This window comes from Rhodoferax sp. WC2427 (genome assembly GCF_040822085.1).
Taxonomy (GTDB): domain Bacteria; phylum Pseudomonadota; class Gammaproteobacteria; order Burkholderiales; family Burkholderiaceae_C; genus Rhodoferax_B.
This window is the reverse complement of the sequence record NZ_CP162006.1, coordinates 2029873-2046650: the sequence shown is the minus strand read 5'-3', so window position 1 is coordinate 2046650 and position 16778 is coordinate 2029873. Positions and strand designations below refer to the sequence as shown.

General features: G+C 64.3%; 18 protein-coding genes. 6 read left to right on the top strand and 12 right to left on the bottom strand.

The genetic code is table 11. The features are described from left to right. Positions 1-33 precede the first annotated feature (33 nt). From AB3G31_RS09705 to AB3G31_RS09685, 5 genes are all read right to left on the bottom strand, one after another. The gene (locus tag AB3G31_RS09705) at positions 34-693 is read right to left on the bottom strand and encodes a type IV pili methyl-accepting chemotaxis transducer N-terminal domain-containing protein (RefSeq protein WP_367849971.1); all 660 of its coding nucleotides are present in this window, start codon (positions 691-693) and stop codon (positions 34-36) included. Positions 694-769: 76 nt separating this feature from the next. Next, positions 770-1759: an aldo/keto reductase gene (locus AB3G31_RS09700; protein WP_367849970.1), complete on the bottom strand. Its 990-nt coding sequence runs from the start codon at positions 1757-1759 to the stop codon at positions 770-772. Between the two features lie 61 nt (positions 1760-1820). Continuing rightward, positions 1821-4904 carry an efflux RND transporter permease subunit gene (locus AB3G31_RS09695; RefSeq protein ID WP_367849969.1) on the bottom strand — a complete coding sequence of 1028 codons (3084 nt, stop codon included), beginning with the start codon at positions 4902-4904 and terminating at the stop codon, positions 1821-1823. Beyond that, the gene (locus AB3G31_RS09690) at positions 4901-6109 is read right to left on the bottom strand and encodes an efflux RND transporter periplasmic adaptor subunit (RefSeq protein WP_367849968.1); all 1209 of its coding nucleotides are present in this window, start codon (positions 6107-6109) and stop codon (positions 4901-4903) included. Before AB3G31_RS09690 ends, AB3G31_RS09695 begins: the two co-directional genes overlap by 4 nt. Continuing rightward, positions 6106-6567 (bottom strand): MarR family winged helix-turn-helix transcriptional regulator, encoded by a 462-nt coding sequence (locus AB3G31_RS09685; protein WP_367849967.1) that lies wholly within the window; start codon positions 6565-6567, stop codon positions 6106-6108. The genes AB3G31_RS09690 and AB3G31_RS09685 overlap by 4 nt, the downstream gene beginning before the upstream one ends. A 238-nt stretch (positions 6568-6805) precedes the next feature. Between AB3G31_RS09685 and AB3G31_RS09680 the strand changes: the two genes are divergently transcribed. The 3 genes from AB3G31_RS09680 to AB3G31_RS09670 are packed head-to-tail and all read left to right on the top strand — an operon-like array spanning position 6806 to position 8215. After that, positions 6806-7474: a glutathione S-transferase gene (locus AB3G31_RS09680; protein WP_367849966.1), complete on the top strand. Its 669-nt coding sequence runs from the start codon at positions 6806-6808 to the stop codon at positions 7472-7474. A 57-nt stretch (positions 7475-7531) separates the two neighbouring features. Continuing rightward, positions 7532-7780, top strand: coding sequence for an AbrB/MazE/SpoVT family DNA-binding domain-containing protein (locus AB3G31_RS09675; protein ID WP_367849965.1), 249 nt, complete (start codon positions 7532-7534; stop codon positions 7778-7780). Between the two features lie 3 nt (positions 7781-7783). Continuing rightward, complete coding sequence (locus AB3G31_RS09670; protein ID WP_367849964.1) at positions 7784-8215, top strand: type II toxin-antitoxin system VapC family toxin; 432 nt, start codon at positions 7784-7786, stop codon at positions 8213-8215. 40 nt (positions 8216-8255) lie between these two features. Here AB3G31_RS09670 and AB3G31_RS09665 read toward each other — a convergent pair whose 3' ends face one another. The 7 genes from AB3G31_RS09665 to AB3G31_RS09635 form a co-directional block, all read right to left on the bottom strand. Next, entirely contained in the window at positions 8256-9218 is a 963-nt protein-coding gene (locus AB3G31_RS09665; RefSeq protein WP_367849963.1) for a Gfo/Idh/MocA family oxidoreductase, read from the bottom strand. Then, entirely contained in the window at positions 9218-10072 is an 855-nt protein-coding gene (locus tag AB3G31_RS09660; protein ID WP_367849962.1) for a class III extradiol dioxygenase subunit beta, read from the bottom strand. Before AB3G31_RS09660 ends, AB3G31_RS09665 begins: the two co-directional genes overlap by 1 nt. A gap of 1 nt (position 10073) precedes the next feature. Beyond that, positions 10074-10517: a protocatechuate 4,5-dioxygenase subunit alpha gene (ligA, locus tag AB3G31_RS09655; RefSeq protein ID WP_367849961.1), complete on the bottom strand. Its 444-nt coding sequence runs from the start codon at positions 10515-10517 to the stop codon at positions 10074-10076. Then, positions 10517-11431, bottom strand: a complete 915-nt coding sequence (locus AB3G31_RS09650) for an amidohydrolase family protein (protein WP_367849960.1) — start codon at positions 11429-11431, stop codon at positions 10517-10519. Before AB3G31_RS09650 ends, ligA begins: the two co-directional genes overlap by 1 nt. 81 nt (positions 11432-11512) lie before the next feature. Continuing rightward, positions 11513-12196, bottom strand: coding sequence for a 4-carboxy-4-hydroxy-2-oxoadipate aldolase/oxaloacetate decarboxylase (ligK, locus tag AB3G31_RS09645; protein WP_367850318.1), 684 nt, complete (start codon positions 12194-12196; stop codon positions 11513-11515). Positions 12197-12219: 23 nt separating this feature from the next. Beyond that, on the bottom strand, positions 12220-13248 hold the full coding sequence (locus tag AB3G31_RS09640; RefSeq protein ID WP_295955223.1) for an amidohydrolase family protein: 1029 nt from the start codon (positions 13246-13248) through the stop codon (positions 12220-12222). A gap of 55 nt (positions 13249-13303) precedes the next feature. Beyond that, positions 13304-13993: a substrate-binding domain-containing protein gene (locus AB3G31_RS09635; protein WP_367849959.1), complete on the bottom strand. Its 690-nt coding sequence runs from the start codon at positions 13991-13993 to the stop codon at positions 13304-13306. 121 nt (positions 13994-14114) lie between these two features. Between AB3G31_RS09635 and AB3G31_RS09630 the strand changes: the two genes are divergently transcribed. The 3 genes from AB3G31_RS09630 to AB3G31_RS09620 all read left to right on the top strand — a co-directional run bounded on the left by AB3G31_RS09630 (position 14115) and on the right by AB3G31_RS09620 (position 16737). Then, complete coding sequence (locus AB3G31_RS09630) at positions 14115-15020, top strand: LysR substrate-binding domain-containing protein (RefSeq protein WP_367849958.1); 906 nt, start codon at positions 14115-14117, stop codon at positions 15018-15020. Between the two features lie 118 nt (positions 15021-15138). Further along, on the top strand, positions 15139-15960 hold the full coding sequence (locus AB3G31_RS09625) for a basic amino acid ABC transporter substrate-binding protein (RefSeq protein WP_367849957.1): 822 nt from the start codon (positions 15139-15141) through the stop codon (positions 15958-15960). A gap of 24 nt (positions 15961-15984) precedes the next feature. Then, positions 15985-16737, top strand: coding sequence for an amino acid ABC transporter permease (locus AB3G31_RS09620; RefSeq protein ID WP_367849956.1), 753 nt, complete (start codon positions 15985-15987; stop codon positions 16735-16737). Positions 16738-16778 lie beyond the last annotated feature (41 nt).

Below are 16778 nucleotides of genomic sequence, written 5' to 3'. Positions count from 1 at the left end.
CCTGCCGCCCCTGCCCTGCCCCGTACCCCGCTTCTATCGGCGCCCGGCCAACATAATTGCTTCGCGCGACAGGCCGTCAATCTTGCCGGTGATCCCCGACAACACGTTCGCCACCACGGCAAACTCACGGCCAAATTGACCGGCGCGGGCGGCAATGACCAGGGCGTTGAAACTCACGACTTTGGCTTCCCGGGCCACGTTCTGGATATCGCTGACGATGCCGCTGAGCTCGCGCTTCATGCTGTCGGATTGGGTCTTGCTGATGTCATCGAACACGGTGGTAACCTTGTTCAGGGCCTCCAATACCGCGTCGGTGTGCGCCACCACCTGGGCGACCGATCTGGCTTGACCGAGGTCGCGCTGGCCGATGTGGTCCAGTGCCGTACGCACCAGTTTGGTGAAGGTCTGGATGCTGCCGCCCACGCCCTGCACGCCGTGGTACACGGCCTCCACCTTGCGGGCGCTGGCCTCGTCGAGCTTTTTGGGCATCTGCAGAAGCGTGGCCTGGCTCTCGCAGAACAGGCTCAGCGTGCGTTCTGCCGCCTGCAACTGGGCCTTGTCGCCCTGCGCGGCCAGCACGGTTTGCAGCACCATGCGCTGCGACAGCATGCGTTGGCGAGCCGCCAGGTTGACGGTGGACAGACCCGTGTTGTCGGGCATGGTGGTGGCCAGGGACCGGGCTTTGGAATGCATAAAGACTTTCGCAAAGGGCGGCAGGAGGATTCCCGTCGCACCTGTCACGCAAAGCCCATGCCACCGTTACACGAAGTTATGTGAACTCCTCGGTATCCACCTCGGACTGCGACTGCGCGTTGTAGCGGCCTGCGGTGATGGCGCGGGGGGCCATGAGTGCGTCCAGCCGGGCCAGTACCTGGGGCGAGAGCTGCACCTCGGCGGCGGCCAGGTCTTCATCCAGATGGTCTATGCGGGTGGTGCCGGGGATGGGGATGATGTGGTCGCCCTGCTGCAGCAGCCAGGCAATCGCCAACTGGGCCAGGGTGCAACCGGCATCCGTCGCGATGGTCTTCAAACCGTCTAGCAGGCGCAGGTTGGCGGCATAGTGGTCGGGGGCAAAGCGGGGCATGCTGCGGCGGATGTCTTTGGCGTCCAGCGTGGCCACGTCGGTCAGCGTGCCAGTCAGGAACCCGCGCGCCACCGGGCTGAAAGCCACAAAGGCCGTGCCCAGCTCCTTGCAGGCCTGCAGCACCGCGATCTCGGGGTTGCGCGTCCACAGCGAATACTCGGTCTGCAGCGCGGTGATGGGGTGCACCGCGTGCGCCTTGCGCAGGGTGCTGGCCGACACCTCGGACAGGCCGATGGTCTGGATCTTGCCCTGGCGTACCAGGTCCGACAGCGCACCCACGCTGTCCTCGATGGGCACAGTTTTGTCCCAGCGGTGCAGGTAGTACAGGTCGATCACGTCGGTGCGCAGGCGGCGCAGCGCATCTTCGCAGGTGCGCTGGATGGTGGCCGGGCGGCCGTCGATGACGCGCTTGCCGTCGACCCCCGCCATGCCGCATTTGCTGGCCAGGGTGAAGCGGCGGCGGTGCCTGGACAGCACTTTGCCCACCAGGTCTTCGTTGGCGCCAAAGCCGTACAGGGCTGCCGTGTCGAACAGGGTCACCCCTTGGTCCAGGGCGTGCATCAGCACGGCTTCGCCCTGCTCTGCCGTGACCGGTGCGCCGTAGGCGTGGCTGAGGTTCATGCAGCCCAGGCCGATGGCAGAGACATTGAAGGGGCCGAGCGGTCTATTTTTCATGGTCAAAAGTCCTTCCTGCGCTTATTCCAAGGGCGTAAGCAGCTACTTATTTAATAGTAAATCACGCAACAACTTCTTCCGGCGTCGTCACTGGGCCGGTGCCGCTGAAGCGCTCCAGCGTCAGGTAGATCACCGGGGTGATGAACAGCGTGATGGCCTGCGAGAACACCAATCCCCCCACCACGGCCAGGCCCAGCGGCTGGCGCAGTTCGGCCCCGGCGCCAATGCCCAGGGCGATGGGCAAGGCCCCCATCAGGGCGGCCATGGTGGTCATCATGATGGGCCGAAAGCGCAAGATGCACGCGGTGCGGATGGCCTCGGCCGGGGTCATGCCCTGGTGGCGCTGGGCCTCCAGCGCAAAGTCGATCATCATGATGGCGTTTTTCTTGACGATACCGATCAGCAGCACGATGCCGATGGTGGCAATCAGCGTCAGGTCCTGGCCAAAGAGCATCAGCGTGGCCAGCGCCCCCACCGCTGCCGACGGCAGGCCCGCCAGGATGGTCAGCGGGTGGATGTAGCTCTCGTACAGCACACCCAGCAGCACGTAGATCACCAGCAAGGCGGCAATTACCAGGATGGTCTGGCTGCCCTGCGAGCTTTGGAACACCGCCGCATCGCCGCCGTAGCTGGTGATGATGCTGCTGGGCAGGCCAATCGCCACCCGGGCCGCGTCGATCTTGGCCGTGGCATCGCCCAGCGCCGCACCGGGGGCCAGGTTGAACGACACCGTCACCGCCTGCAACTGGCCCACGTGGTTGATCGCAGTCGCCCCGACCGTGCGGGTGACGGTGGTGAAGCTGCTGATCGGCACCAAAGCCCCGGTGTTGGAGCGCACGTAAATGCCGTTCAGGGCGCGCTCGTCCTGCTTGGCCTCGGGCGCCACTTCCATGATGACCTGGTAGCTGTCGGTCGGCAGGTAGATGGTGGACACCTGGCGCTCGCCAAAGGCGCTGAACAGCGCGGTGCGGACGGTGTCGATGGACACGCCCAGGGTGTTGGCGGCATCGCGGTCGATCTTCAGTTGGGCAATCAGGCCGCGCATCTGCGCATCGCTGGTGACGTCGCGGAACAGCGGGTCGCCGCGCAACTGGTCTTGCAGCTTGGTGGCCCACACGTTGAGCTCATCGGCCTTGATGCTTTGCATGATGTACTGGTACTGCGCCTTGCTCTGGCGGCCGCCCAGCTGCAGGTTTTGCACCGGCCGCATGAACACATTGATGCCCGCTACGGCGCGCAGCTTCTTGCGCAGGCCTTCCACCACCACCTTCATCTTGGGCCGCTCGGCCTGCGGCTTGAGGTTGATGAACATGCGCCCGGTGTTTTGCGAACCGTTGCCGCCATTGAACGAGCTGACGGTGAGCACATTCGGGTCGGCGCGGACGATGGCCGCCGCGGCTTCCTGCAACTTGACCATGGCGGGGAAGGAGATGTCTTCCGAGGACTCGGTGCTCACCTGGATTTGGCCGATGTCTTCTTCGGGGAAAAAGCCCTTGGGAATCACCATCACCAGCCACACCGTGGCCACCAGGGTCACCGCCGCCAGCGCCAGCACGATGTTGCGGTGGCGCAGCGCGGCATCCAGCCAGCGGGTGTAGCCGGCCAGGAACTTGTTGAACCCGACCTCGAAGGAATGGACGATGCGGCCTGGCGGCTTTTTATGGGTTTCGTCGCTCAGGAAGCGGCTGGCCATCATGGGCACCAGGGTCAGCGACACAAAGGCCGACACCACGATGGACAGGCCCACCACCACCGCAAATTCGTGGAACAGCAGGCCGATCACGCCGGGCATGAAGAAAATCGGGATGAACACCGCGATCAGCGAGGTGGACATGGAGATGATGGTGAAACCCACCGCCCGCGAGCCCTTCAGCGCGGCCTGGAAGGGGTGCATGCCCTCCTCCACCAGCCGGATGATTTCTTCCAGCACCACGATGGCATCGTCGACCACCAGGCCCACGGCCAGCGTCAGGCCCAGCAGGGAAATGTTGTCCAGGCTGTAGTTCATGCCCCACAGCAGCGCCACCGCGCCCACCAGCGACACCGGCAGCGACAACGCGGGGATCACTGTGGCCACAAAACGGCGCAAGAACAAAAAGATCACCAGCACCACCAGCACAATGGTGCCCATCAGCGTCAGCGACACATCGTGCAAGGCCTCGCGCACCGACTTGGAGCGGTCATTGACCGGGGTCATCTTGACCGACTGGGGCATCTGCGCCTGCAGGTTGGGCAAGGCGGCCAGCAGCGCATCCACCACCTTGACGGTATTGGCACCGGGCTGGCGCTGCACGGCCAGGGTGATGGAGGCCTCGCCATTGATGGTGGCCCAGCTTTTCAGGGTTTCCAGGCTGTCTTCCACGCTGGCCACGTCACGCAGGCGCACCGGGTTGCCGCCCTTGGTGCTGACGATCAGGTTGGCAAAGTCGGCGGCGTTGCGCAGTTGCCGGTTGGCCTGCAGCACCAGGGTTTGCTGCGGGCCGTCCAGCGTGCCCACGGGGGTATTGACGTTGGCCGATTTGAGCGCGCTGCTCAGGTCATCCAGGCCCAGATTGCGCACCGCCAGGGCCTGCGGATTCACCCGCACCCGCACGGCGTAGCGCTTGGCACCAAACACATTGACCTGGGCCACACCGTCGATGGTGGAGAAGGTGGGCGAGATCAGGTGCTCGGCAAAATCCTGCAAGTCCGACGGGGTGAGCGACGGTGAAGTCATGGCCACCAGCAGAATCGGTGCGTCCGCCGGGTTCACCTTGCGGTACGACGGCGGATTGGTCATGTCGGTGGGCAGCGAGCGCTGGGCCCGCAGCAGCGCGGCCTGCACGTCCACCGCGGCCACGTCGATATTGCGGCTCTCGTCGAATTCGAGCGTCAGCGAGGTGCTGCCCAGCGTGCTGGTGGAGCTGATGGTTTTCAGCCCCGGTACAGTCTGGAACTGCTTCTCCAGGATCAGCGCCACCGAGCTGGCCATGGTCTCGGGGCTGGCGCCGGGCAGGCTGGCCGACACGTTGATCACCGGTGTGTCGTAGCTGGGCAGGGCCGCCACCGGAATGCTGCGGTAGCCAATCACCCCGGCCAGCACGATGGCCAGGTTCAGCAGCACCGTCATCACCGGACGGCGGATAAAGAGTTCAGAAAAGTTCATGGTGCGGTGGGCTTGGAAGCGTCCGTGGCAGGCGCGCTGGCGGCGCTGGCGGCCTTCTGGGGTTCAGCGGCGCGCTCGTTGAGGCGCACACCCGGACGCACGTTTTGCTTGCCGTCCACCACCACCTTGTCGCCCGGCTGCACGCCGGTCACCGCGGCATCCAAACCTTGCGCGTAGACCAGTTGCACCGGCTTGGACACGGCCTTGCCGTCTTCCAGGGTGTACACCACCATGCCACGCGCTCCCTGGATCAGGGCTGCCTGGGGCACCACCACCGCACCCTTGAGCACATTGACGGTTTGCGACACCTCGACGAACGCGCCTGGCCAGAGCTTGCCGTCCGGGTTGTCGAACACCGCCTTGGCCTTGAGCGAACCCGAGCTGGCATCCACCTGGTTGTCCACAAACTGCAACCGCCCCTTGAACACACCGCCGTTGTCGGCCAGCGTGGCCGTCACCGGCGCGCCACCGCCCTTGAGGGCCGCCAGCGCGTCGCCCAGGTTGCGCTGCGGCAAGCTGAAGGCCACGCCCATCGGGTCGAGCTGGGTGATGCTGACCAGCGTGGTCACGTTGGCCTGCACCACACTGCCCGCCGACACCGGCACCAGCCCTGCGCGCCCGGCATGCGGCGCGGCGATGCGGTCAAACGACAGGGCCACCTTGGCGGCATCGATGGCGGCCTGGTCGGCGGCCAACGTGGCGCTCAGGCCATCGACCCCGGCTTGCGCAGTGTCCAGCGCACCTTGCGAAATAAAGCTTTGCGCCAGCAGGTCTTTACTGCGGGCCAGTTGGCGCTTGGCATCGGCCAGCGCCGCCGTGTCTTTGGCCAGCTGGGCGCGGGCCTTGGCCAGGTTGGCTTCGTCGGTACGCGAGTCCAGGGTGAACATCAACTGTCCGGCTTTGACGAACTGGCCCTCTTCGATGTGCACCTTGGACACCACACTGGTCACCTGGGCCTTCACGTCCACGCTGGTCAGCGCAGTGACGGTGCCCGTGGCTTTGAGCAGCACAGGCAGGTCACGCTGCTGGGCCGCGACGGTGGTCACCGTCACGGGCGCAGCCGCCGTGGACGCCGCACCCGCAGGCGCGGCCGCCGCAGAAGCACCGGTGGCGGGCACCACGGCGTCGGACTTGCCGGAGCAACCCCACAGGCCCAAGGCCACCAGGCCGCAGGCGGTATTCAAAACGAGGGAGGCAGTCTTCATGGTGCTTGAGTGGGTTCGGAAGGTCGAAAAATACGCCAGAGTACGTCCAGTCCGGCTTGCAATGTTTGTTGCTCCAGCGGTGTGCAGACCGCCAGAACCGCTTTAAGTTCACCTTGCGCCCGGTCTTGTATCAGCGCCAGCTGCGCCAGGCCGCTGGGGGTGATTTCCAGCCGGGAGCGGCGGCGGTCACCGCTGGCGGTTTGCGGCTGCACCAGCCCGGCCTGGACCAGCCGGTCGGCCATCGCCGAAGCGGTGGGCATGGTCACCCCCAGGAAAGCCGCGATCTCGCCCATCGCACAGCCGGGCCTGCGAGAGATGAAATTCAGACAACGGAACTGCGGGACCGACAAACTACCATCCGCACCGTGGCGCATGGACGTGCGGATGGCATCCATCACGGCAGGCACCACGTCCATCACCATGGCTGCGGAATCTTGGGCGGTCAAAGAGGTATGCAAGGAAGTAACAGGACGTAAATAGAAAGAACGGGCACCGGGTTTATAAACGCAAATGTCGGCAAATACTTAGTCCAGCTAAGTTAAATGATAAAACCTGCCGTGGTCGCCTCTGTAAGGGCTTTCCATCGAATTGCAATGCCCCTGTAAAGATGGGGTATTTTTAAGCACTTTTTAGGCACCCTGCGCTTACCACATCAGCGCAAGCAGCTCTTTTTTTAATAGCAACCAGCGGAACACCATGCTCACTGTCCACCATCTGAACAATTCCCGCTCGCAGCGCGTGCTGTGGCTGCTGGAAGAACTGGAACTGCCCTACCAGCTCGAAAAATACCAGCGCGATGCCAAAACCATGCTGGCCCCGCCCAGCCTGCGCAAGGTGCACCCCTTGGGCAAATCGCCGGTGGTGACGGACGGCGAGCTGGTGCTGGCCGAATCGGGCGCCATCATCGAAACCATCATTGAGCGCTACGGCCAGGGCCGCCTGGCGCCCGCCCCGGGCACGCCCGAGCGGCTGCGCTTTCGCTACTGGCTGCACTACGCCGAAGGCTCGGCCATGCCGCCGCTGCTGCTCAAGCTGGTGTTCGACAAGATCGAGGCCACGCCCATGCCCTTCTTTGTGAAGCCCATCGCCAAAGCCATCAGCGGCAAGGTCAAGAGCAGTTTCATCCTGCCGCAAATCACCACCCACCTGGACTTCATGGAAGCCGAGCTGGGCAAAAGCCTATGGTTTGCGGGCGAAGAATTCAGCGGCGCCGACATCCAGCTGAGCTTCCCCCTGGAAGCCGCCGCCGCCCGTGGCGGGCTGAATGCATCACGCCCCCGCCTGATGGCCTACCTGGCGCGCATCCACGCCCGGCCTGCGTACCAGCGGGCGCTGGCCAAGGGCGGGCCGTTTACGCTGGGGTAAATTGAAGCAATTGGCGTAAGATTCCAACTTCCAATTCCAACTAAACGAGGATCTAGCATGCAAGTTACCGACAAAGGCCAGGTCACCATCCCCAAGGACGTGCGCACCGCCTCGGGCGTACTGCCCGGCAGTGAAGTCAGTGTGACCTACGAGGGCGGCAAAATCATCATCCAGAAGCTGGCCAGCACCACCCCCACCGACCGCCGAGCCCAGCTGCGCAAAGCCGCTGCGCAAGCCCGCAAAAGCATGGCTCCTGAATTCCAGCAGCTGGGCGCGGACGAAATCATGGCCTTTTTGCGCGGCTAAACCATGGCCACACTGGCCCATTACGACGGTGGCAGCGGCTACCTGGTGGACAGCAATGTGTGGATCGACTGCATGGACAGCGCCAGCCCCTGGCACAACTGGGCCATCGACCAGCTGCAAGCCTGCAGCGAACAAGGCCCCCTGCACATCAACGCCCTGATTTACGCCGAACTGCTGGTGCCCGGCACAGCCCCTGCTGCACTGGATGCGATGCTGGAGGTGTTTACCACCTTGCGCAGCGCCCTGCCCTGGTCGAGCGCAGCACTGGCAGCGCAGGCGTTTCGGCAGTACCGGGCGCGCGGCGGAACCAAAACCGCGCCGCTGCCCGACTTCTTCATCGGTGCCCACGCCGCCGTCACCAACCTGACCGTGCTCAGCCGCGATGCCAAGCCCTACCGCAGCTATTTCGGTAAGCTGCGGGTGGTTGCGGCTTGACGACTGCAAGCTAGTCCGCCTGCTGCGTTACTCCGCAGCCTTAACCCGCGGCGTTCAGCTGCTGCTCCAGCTGGTGCAGCACGCGGTAGCAGGGCAGCACCTTGGCAACGCTGCTGTTGGGTTCGCGGCCTTCGCGGATGGCGCTGAAGAACTCGCGGTCTTGCAGTTCGATGCCGTTCATCGAGACCGCCACCTTGCTCACGTCGATCTTTTCGTCCTTGGCCGTGTACAGGTCGTCGTAGCGGGCCAGGTAGGTCGCGCTGTCGCCGATGTAGCGGAAGAAGGTGCCCAGCGGGCCGTCGTTGTTGAAGCTCAAGCTCAAGGTGCAAATCGCGCCATTGGCGGCCTTGAGCTGGATGCTCATGTCCATGGCAATGCCCAGGGTCGGGTGGATCGGGCCTTGCACGGCGTGGGCCTGCACGACGGGGCTGCCGCACTGGTAGGCGAACAGGTCGACGGTGTGGGCCGCGTGGTGCCACAGCAGGTGGTCGGTCCAGCTGCGGGCTTCGCCCAGGGCGTTGATGTTGGTGCGGCGGAAGAAGTAGGTTTGCACATCCATTTGCTGGATGTTGAACTGGCCCGCTTCAATTTTCTGGTGCACGTACTGGTGGCTGGGGTTGAAGCGGCGGGTGTGGCCGACCATGGCCACCAGGCCGGAGGTGGCGGCCAGGGCGGCGACCTGCTCGGCACCGGCCAGGGTGTCGGCCAGCGGAATCTCGACCTGCACGTGCTTGCCGGCCTGCAGGCATTGCAGGGTTTGCGAGGCGTGCATCTGCGTGGGCGTGCACAAGATGACCGCATCCACCTCGGGCAGCGCCAGGCTGTGGGCCAGGTCGTCGGTAACGTGCTTAATGCCGTACTTGGCCGCCACTTCGCGGGTTTTTTCCATATCGCGGCCGATCACCGACACGGCTTCCACGCCGTCGATCAGGGCAATTGCGTCCAGGTGTTTGGTGCCGAAGGCGCCTGCGCCCGCCAGGGCGACTTTGATGGTTTTAGCCATTAGTTGTTCTCCAGAATCAGGTGGCCGACGGCCGTGTTGGATGCGGGTACATGGTAGAAGCGGTGCTTGAGCGTAGGCGCGGGGCCACCGGCCACATCGGCCATGGCACCCCGGGCGATCAGCCACATCACCAGCTCGATGCCTTCGGAACCGGCTTCGCGCACATAGTCGATGTGCGGCTCGCTGGCCAGGCCGTCGGGGTCGGCGATCAGGCGGTCCAGGAAGGCGTTGTCCCATTCCTTGTTGATCAGCCCGGCACGTGCGCCCTGCAGCTGGTGGCTCATGCCGCCGGTGCCCCAGATTTGCACGTTGAGGGGCTGGTCGAACGACTCGATGGCTTTGCGGATGGCCTTGCCCAGCTCAAAGCAGCGGCGGCCCGACGGCACGGGGTACTGCACCACGTTGACGGCAAACGGGATCACCGGGCAGGGCCAGGCTTCGGGCTGGCCGCACATTAGCGAGAGAGGCACGGTCAGGCCGTGGTCCACGTCCATCTTGTTGACGATGGTCAGGTCAAAGTCCTGCTGGATCACCGACTGCGCGATGTGCGCGGCCAGCTCGGGGTGGCCGATGACCTTGGGGACCGGGCGCGGGCCCCAGCCTTCGTCGGCGGGCTGGTATTCGGCCGCGGTGCCGATGGCAAAGGTGGGGATCATGTCCAGGCTGAACGCGGTGGCATGGTCGTTGTAGACGAGAAAGATGACGTCGGGCTTGTTGTCCTTCATCCACTGCTTGGAGTAGTCGTACCCGGCAAACAGCGGCTGCCAATAGGCTTCGGTGGTCTTGCCCAGGTCGATGGCCGCGCCAATGGCGGGGACGTGGGAGGTGTAGACGCTGGCGGTGATTTTGGCCATATTAAATTGTCGCTTTCTTGCCTGCGGAGCCTTGGGGCTGGTGATTGGGCTGGGCATCGCCGTCTTCGCCGAGCACGCGGTTGCCATTGGCAGAACGGCCACCGGAGACCATCATGTTGCGGTATTCCTCTTCGGTCATGCCGGTCATGCTGCCCGCCATTTGCTGGAAGCTCATGCCATGGGTGGCGCCGATCTTGGCCAAAAAGTAAATGTTGCCGCCCTGGGCAATGCAGCGGTTCAGGTCCATGTCGAGCACGGCCTGTTTCTGGCCCTCGGTCATGGGCCAGGTGTCCAGGTAGGCGCGCTGGTCGGCCTTGAACTTTTCACGGTTCTCGGCCTTCATCAGCGACATGCAGAACTGGTTCAGGTGGTAGCCCTTGCGGCTTTGCTCGGCATCGAAGATGGTGGTGCCGGGCACATCCAGGTATGGTTTTTCTAGAGACATTACTGTTCCTCGGGCCAGTACAGGCGGTTGGGGTTGTCCACGAGCAATTTCTTTTGCAGCTCGGCGGTGGGCGCGATATGCGGAATGAAGTCCACCAGCAGGCCGTCGTCGGGCATGTGGTCCTTCAGGTTGGGGTGCGGCCAATCGGTGCCCCAGAGCACGCGGTCGGGGAACTGCTCAACGATGCGCTTGGCGAACGGAACCACATCCTGGTAGGCGTTTTGCTCGCCGTTCAAGGCCTTGGGGCCGGTTACGCTCAGGCGCTCGGGGCAGGTCACCTTGCTCCACACGTTGGTGTGCTCGCGCATAAATTTTTCGAACAGCGCGAACTGCGGGCCGTCCACCGGCAGTGCCACGTCAGGCCGGCCCATGTGGTCCACCACCACGGTGGTGGGCAGCGCGGTGAAGAAGTCCCACAGCTCGGGCAAATCGACCGCTTCAAAGTAGATCACCACGTGCCAGCCCCATTTATGGATGCGGGTGGCGATTTCCAGCAGCTCGTCCTTGGGGGTGAAGTCCACCAGCCGCTTGACGAAGTTGAAGCGCACGCCGCGCACACCGGCATCGTGCATGGCCTGGATTTCCGCGTCGCTGATGCTGCGCTTGACGGTGGCCACGCCGCGTGCCCGTCCGTTGGAGGCTTTCAGCGCATCGACCATGGCGCTGTTGTCCGAGCCGTGGCAGGTGGCCTGCACCACCACGTTCTTGGCAAACCCCAGGTGGTCGCGCAGGGCAAACAGCTGGGCCTTGGAGGCATCGCAAGGGGTGTACTTGCGCTCGGGGGCGAATGGGAACTCCGCGCCGGGGCCGAACACGTGGCAGTGCGCGTCCACTGCGCCTGCGGGCAGCACAAAACGGGGTTTGCTGGGGCCGGTGTACCAGTCCATCCAGCCCGGGGTCTTGGTGAATTCCATGGGTGTCTCCTCCATCATGCTATTAACTTGGTAGCTGCTCACGCTTATTCCATCAGCGTGAGCGGCCTAATTTCTTTAAATTCAGTCTATATATTTGAGGCCGGCCTTTTCCAGCGGTTCGCGCATCTTGTACATGTCCAGGCCCAGCACACCGGCGGCCAGCTTGGCGCGCTTTTCGCCTTCGAAGCTTTCGCGGTGCTCGGCCGTTTCGGCCACTTGCATGGCGATGGCGGCGGGCACCACCACCACGCCGTCCACGTCGGCAACCACCACGTCACCGGGGTTGACGATGGCACCGGCGCAGATGATCTGCACGTTGACCGAACCCAGCGTGGCCTTGATCGTGCCCTTGGCATGGATGGCTTTGCTGAACACCGGGAAGCCCATTTTTTGCAGCTCGTCCACGTCGCGCACGCCGCCGTCGATGATCAGGCCCTTGGCACCGCGGGCCTGGAAGCTGGTGGCCAGCAGGTCGCCAAAGAAGCCGTCCTCGTTTTCGGTGGTGCAGGCGGCCACGGCCACGTCGCCGGGCTGTAGCTGCTCTGCCGCCACGTGCATCATCCAGTTGTCGCCAGGCTGCAGCAGCACGGTGACTGCGGTGCCGCAGATCTTGGCGCCCTGGTAGACGGGGCGCATGTAGGGCTTCATCAGGCCGACGCGGCCCATGGCCTCGTGGATGGTGGCCACGCCGAGTTTGGACAGGCGCTCAACGGCGGCCGGGTCGGCGCGGGTGATGTTGCGTTTGACGATGCCGAGGTTGTTCATGCTCATATGTGTCTCCTGGAGAGTTAGCGGCCTTGGGCCTTCAATGCGGCATCCAAACGCGGGAAGACGCGGCGGGCGTTGCCCTCGTAGATCTGCGCGCGGTCGGCATCGCTCAAAATTTTGGATGCTTCGATGTAGCGCTTGGTGTCGTCGTAGTAGTTGCCGGTTTCAGGGTCGATGCCACGCACCGCGCCGATCATCTCGCTGGCAAACAGCACGTTCTTCACCGGGATCACGGTGTTGAGCAGGTCAATGCCGGGCTGGTGGTACACGCAGGTGTCGAAGTAGATGTTGTTCAGCAGGTGCTCGCTCAGCAGCGGCTTTTTCAGCTCTTGCGCCAAGCCCCGGAAGCGGCCCCAGTGGTAAGGCACTGCGCCGCCGCCGTGCGGAATCAGAAAGCGCAGCGTGGGGAATTCCTTGAACAGGTCGCTGGTCAGGCACTGCATGAAAGCGGTGGTGTCGGCGTTCAGGTAGTGCGCACCGGTGGTGTGGAAACAGGCGTTACAGCTGGTGCTCACATGGATCATGGCGGGGATGTCGTACTCCACCATCTTCTCGTAGATGGGGTACCAGGCCTTGTCGCTCAGCGGGGGCGAATTCCAGTGGCCGCCGCTCGGGTCCGGGTTCAGGTTAATGCCGACGTTGCCGTATTCCTTGACGCACTTTTCCAGCTCGGGGATGCAGGTGGCCGGGTCCACACCGGGGCTTTGCGGCAGCATGGCCGCGCCGATGAAGTGCTGTGGAAACAACTGCGCCACGCGGTAGCAGAGTTCGTTGCAAATCGCCGCCCAGGTGCTGGACACATTGAAGTCGCCAATGTGGTGGGCCATGAAGCTGGCGCGCGGGCTGAAGATGGTCAGGTCGCTGCCGCGCTCTTTCATCAGGCGCAACTGGTTGGATTCGATGGTTTCGATGAGTTCGTCGTCGCTGATCTTCAGGTCGGACACCTTGGGCATCATGGCCGGGTCTTTGATACCGGCGATCTGCTGGTTGCGCCAGTTTTCCAGCGATTTGGGGGCCGTGGTGTAGTGGCCGTGGCAGTCGATGATCAGGGGTTTGGTCATGGTGCGCGTCTCCTTGGTTTAAATTTAGTCTGCAGGCAAGCTCTTAAACAGGGTCCATACCCTGATGGCGTTTGGCTTCGGCCACCTCGGGGGATGCCAGGTACTCCAGCAGGGCCCGCACGGCATCCGGCTGCACGCTGGTGGTGGCCACACCGGCGGAGAAAATCGTGGTGACCTGGATGGCCGGTGGCAGCGGCCCCAGGATGGTGATGCCCTCCAGCGGCAGCAGTTCACTCAGTTGCTGGAAACCCAGCTCCACCTCGCCGCGTGCCACCAACGCCCCCACGGGCACGCCGGGCGGGGCCTGGACAATGCGGCTCTGGATCTGCTCGGCAATGCCCCAGCGCTCGAACAGCTTGGCCAGTGCCACGCCACTGGGGCCGGTGGAATAGCTGATGCTGCGGGCGGCCAGCACGGCGGCGCGCACGGCATCTTCGGAAGAAATATCGGGCTGGTGCGCACCCGCACGCACCGCCACCGCCACCCCAGAGCGGACCAGGTCCACCCGGGAGCCCGCACGCAGATGGCCTGCGGCCGCCAGCTTGTCGATCGCGTCCGACGCCAGCACCACCACGTCAAAGGCCTCGCCTGCCTGCACCCGCTTGGCGGCATCGACACCGCCCACCGATGCCATGTCCACGCGCACACCCGTGCGCTGGGTGAAACCTGCCAGCAACTCCGCCAACAGCAGGCGGGTGGCCATCGAAGAAATACCGGTAAGAGGTGTTGTCATGGCTGCCATTGTGGCCATGCAAGAGCCCAAAACCAAGGCCCCCCGGTTTCTATCAGCTATAGCAATTCGGCATAATAAGACTGTCGATATAGCAAATATAGGGTAACCACCTAGCCCCCATATGGATCTGAAACAAATCGAGTATTTCGTCCGCGTCGCCGAACTCGGCAGCTTCACCCGCGCCGCCGTGGCGCTGGACATGGCCCAGCCCGCCCTGAGCCGCCAGGTGCGCCTGCTGGAGGTGGAGCTGCGCCAAAACCTGCTGGTGCGCAATGGCCGCGGGGCCACGCCCACCGAGGCGGGCAAGCTGCTGCTGGAGCATGGCCGCGGCATCCTGCACCAGGTCGAGCGCGCCCGCGAAGAGCTGGGCCGCGTGCGCGGCGGGCTGGCGGGCCGGGTGGCGATTGGCCTGCCCAGCAGCCTGGCGCGGGTGCTCACCGTGCCGCTGACGCGCGCCTTTCGCCAGCAGATGCCTGACGCCGCCCTGTCGATCCGCGAAGGCCTGTCGGTGGATTTGCAGCAGTCGCTGGTCAGCGGACGGCTGGATATTGCCCTGCTTTACAACGCCCAAAGCACGGCCGAAACCGACATCAGCCCCCTGATGGAAGAAGAGCTGCTGCTGGTGCAACCCCGACCGCCCGGCCTGCCCGAAGACCCGCCGCCCGCGCCGATTTCGCTCAAAGCCATCGCCCAATTGCCGCTGGTCATCCCCAGCCGCCCCAACGCCATCCGCATGCACGTGGAGGCCGAAATGGCCAAGATCGGCTGCCGCCCGATGGTGGCGCTGGAAATCGACGGCGTGGCCGCCATCCTGGACCTGGTGGCCGACGGCGCAGGCTGCGCTCTGCTGTCGCGCCACGCAGTGGCCAGCTCGATCCGCCCCTCGGCCTTCACCACCCGCGCCATCCACCAACCCGCCCTGCGCACCAAGGTTTCGCTGGCCACCAGCTCGCTGCGCCCCAGCACCCTGACCCAGCAGGCCACGCTGGAACTGATCCGCAGCACGGTGGCGCAGTGGGCGGGGTGATGCATACCGGCGGTACTTAGCCGGGGTTTTGTATATGCATAGAGCCGAACGGCCCACCTCCGGCCCGCATAATCTCCCCCTGTCCAAAACCCACCAGCCGCCCCGGGCGGCACTTTCCATGACTTTCAAACGCCAGTTCCTCCAGTCCGTCGCCGCCCTGTCCGTGGGCCTGTTCCTCAGCGGCTGCGGCAAAACACCACCGGCTCCCGTGGCGGCCGAGCCTGCTGCTTCGACACCGGCAGCACCCGCACCAGCGGCCAAGGTCATCACCGTGGGCACCGACCCGACCTACGCGCCGTTTGAATTCCAGAACGAAAAAGGCGAAATCGTCGGCTTCGACATGGACGTGCTGCGCGCTGCGGCCCAGAAAGCCGGGCTGGAAGTGAAGTTTGTCAGCACCCCATGGGAAGGCGCCTTCACCGCGCTGGCCCAGGGCGACCGCGATGTGCTGGTGTCGGCCATCACCATCACCGACGAGCGCAAGCAAACCATGGACTTCTCGGACCCCTACTTTGAGGCCAGCCAGCTGATCGCCGTGCCTGCCACATCCACCGTCGCCAAGCTGGACGACCTGAAGAAGAAAAAGATCGGCGTGCAAACCGGCACCACCGGCGAAGAGGTGGTGGTCAAGCTGCAAGGCAAAACCAGCACCAACATCAAGCGCTTCGAATCCACCCCGCTGGCCCTGGCCGAGCTGGCTGCAGGCGGCGTGGACGCGGTGGTGGCCGACAACGGCGTGGTCATCCACTACCTGGCCAACAACCCCAGCGCGGGCTTCAAATCCATCAGCGACGCAGGCTTTGCCCCCGAGTTCTACGGCGTGGCCGTGAAAAAGGGCAACGCCGAGCTGCTGGCCCAGATCAACAAGGGTCTGGCCGACATCAAGGCCGATGGCAGCTACCAGGCCATCAACGACAAATACTTCAAGCAAGCCAAGTAAACCCACCTGCAACCGGAGCACGCAATGGTCTGGCGTTGGGACATTCTGGCCGGGTACGGCCCCCTGTTTGCACAGGGTCTGTGGATGACGGTGCAGCTCACGGTGATCGCCACCGGGGCGGGCATGCTGCTGGGCGCGGCCGTGGGGCTGGTCAACACCAGCAGCCTGGCGCCGCCCTCCCCGCCCTGGCCGGTGGCCTGGGCCCTGAAGCTGCTGCGCGCGCTGGCCACGGCCTACGTGACCTTTTTTCGCGGCACACCGCTGTTTGTGCAGATCTTGCTGGTCCACTTTGCGCTGATGCCGCTGCTGATCCACCCCGACGGCGGCTGGCTGCTGCAGGGCGACATGGCCCGCGAATTCCGCCAGGAGCATGGCGCCTTCTTCTCCGGCGCGGTGGCGCTCACACTCAACGCCGGGGCCTACATCTCGGAAATCTTCCGCGCGGGCATCCAGAGCATCCACTCCGGCCAGAACGCCGCCGCCCAAAGCCTGGGCATGAGCCCCTGGCTGAGCATGCGCTACATCGTGCTGCCGCAGGCCTTTCGGCGCATGGTGCCCGCGCTGGTGAACGAAATGGTGGCCCTGGTCAAAGACACCTCGCTGGTCTCGGCCATCGGCCTGCTGGAGCTGGCCATGGCCGCCCGCACCGTGGCCGGGGCCTATTCGCGCTACTGGGAGCCCTACCTGGCCATCTCGGCCATGTACCTGGTGCTGACCTGGACCCTGTCGCAACTGGCCAAAAAGCTCGAAGTGCCGGAACATGCCCGCGGGCGATAACTTTTACCCAGGACTTACGCAAGTTCCCCCTGTAAGCCCGA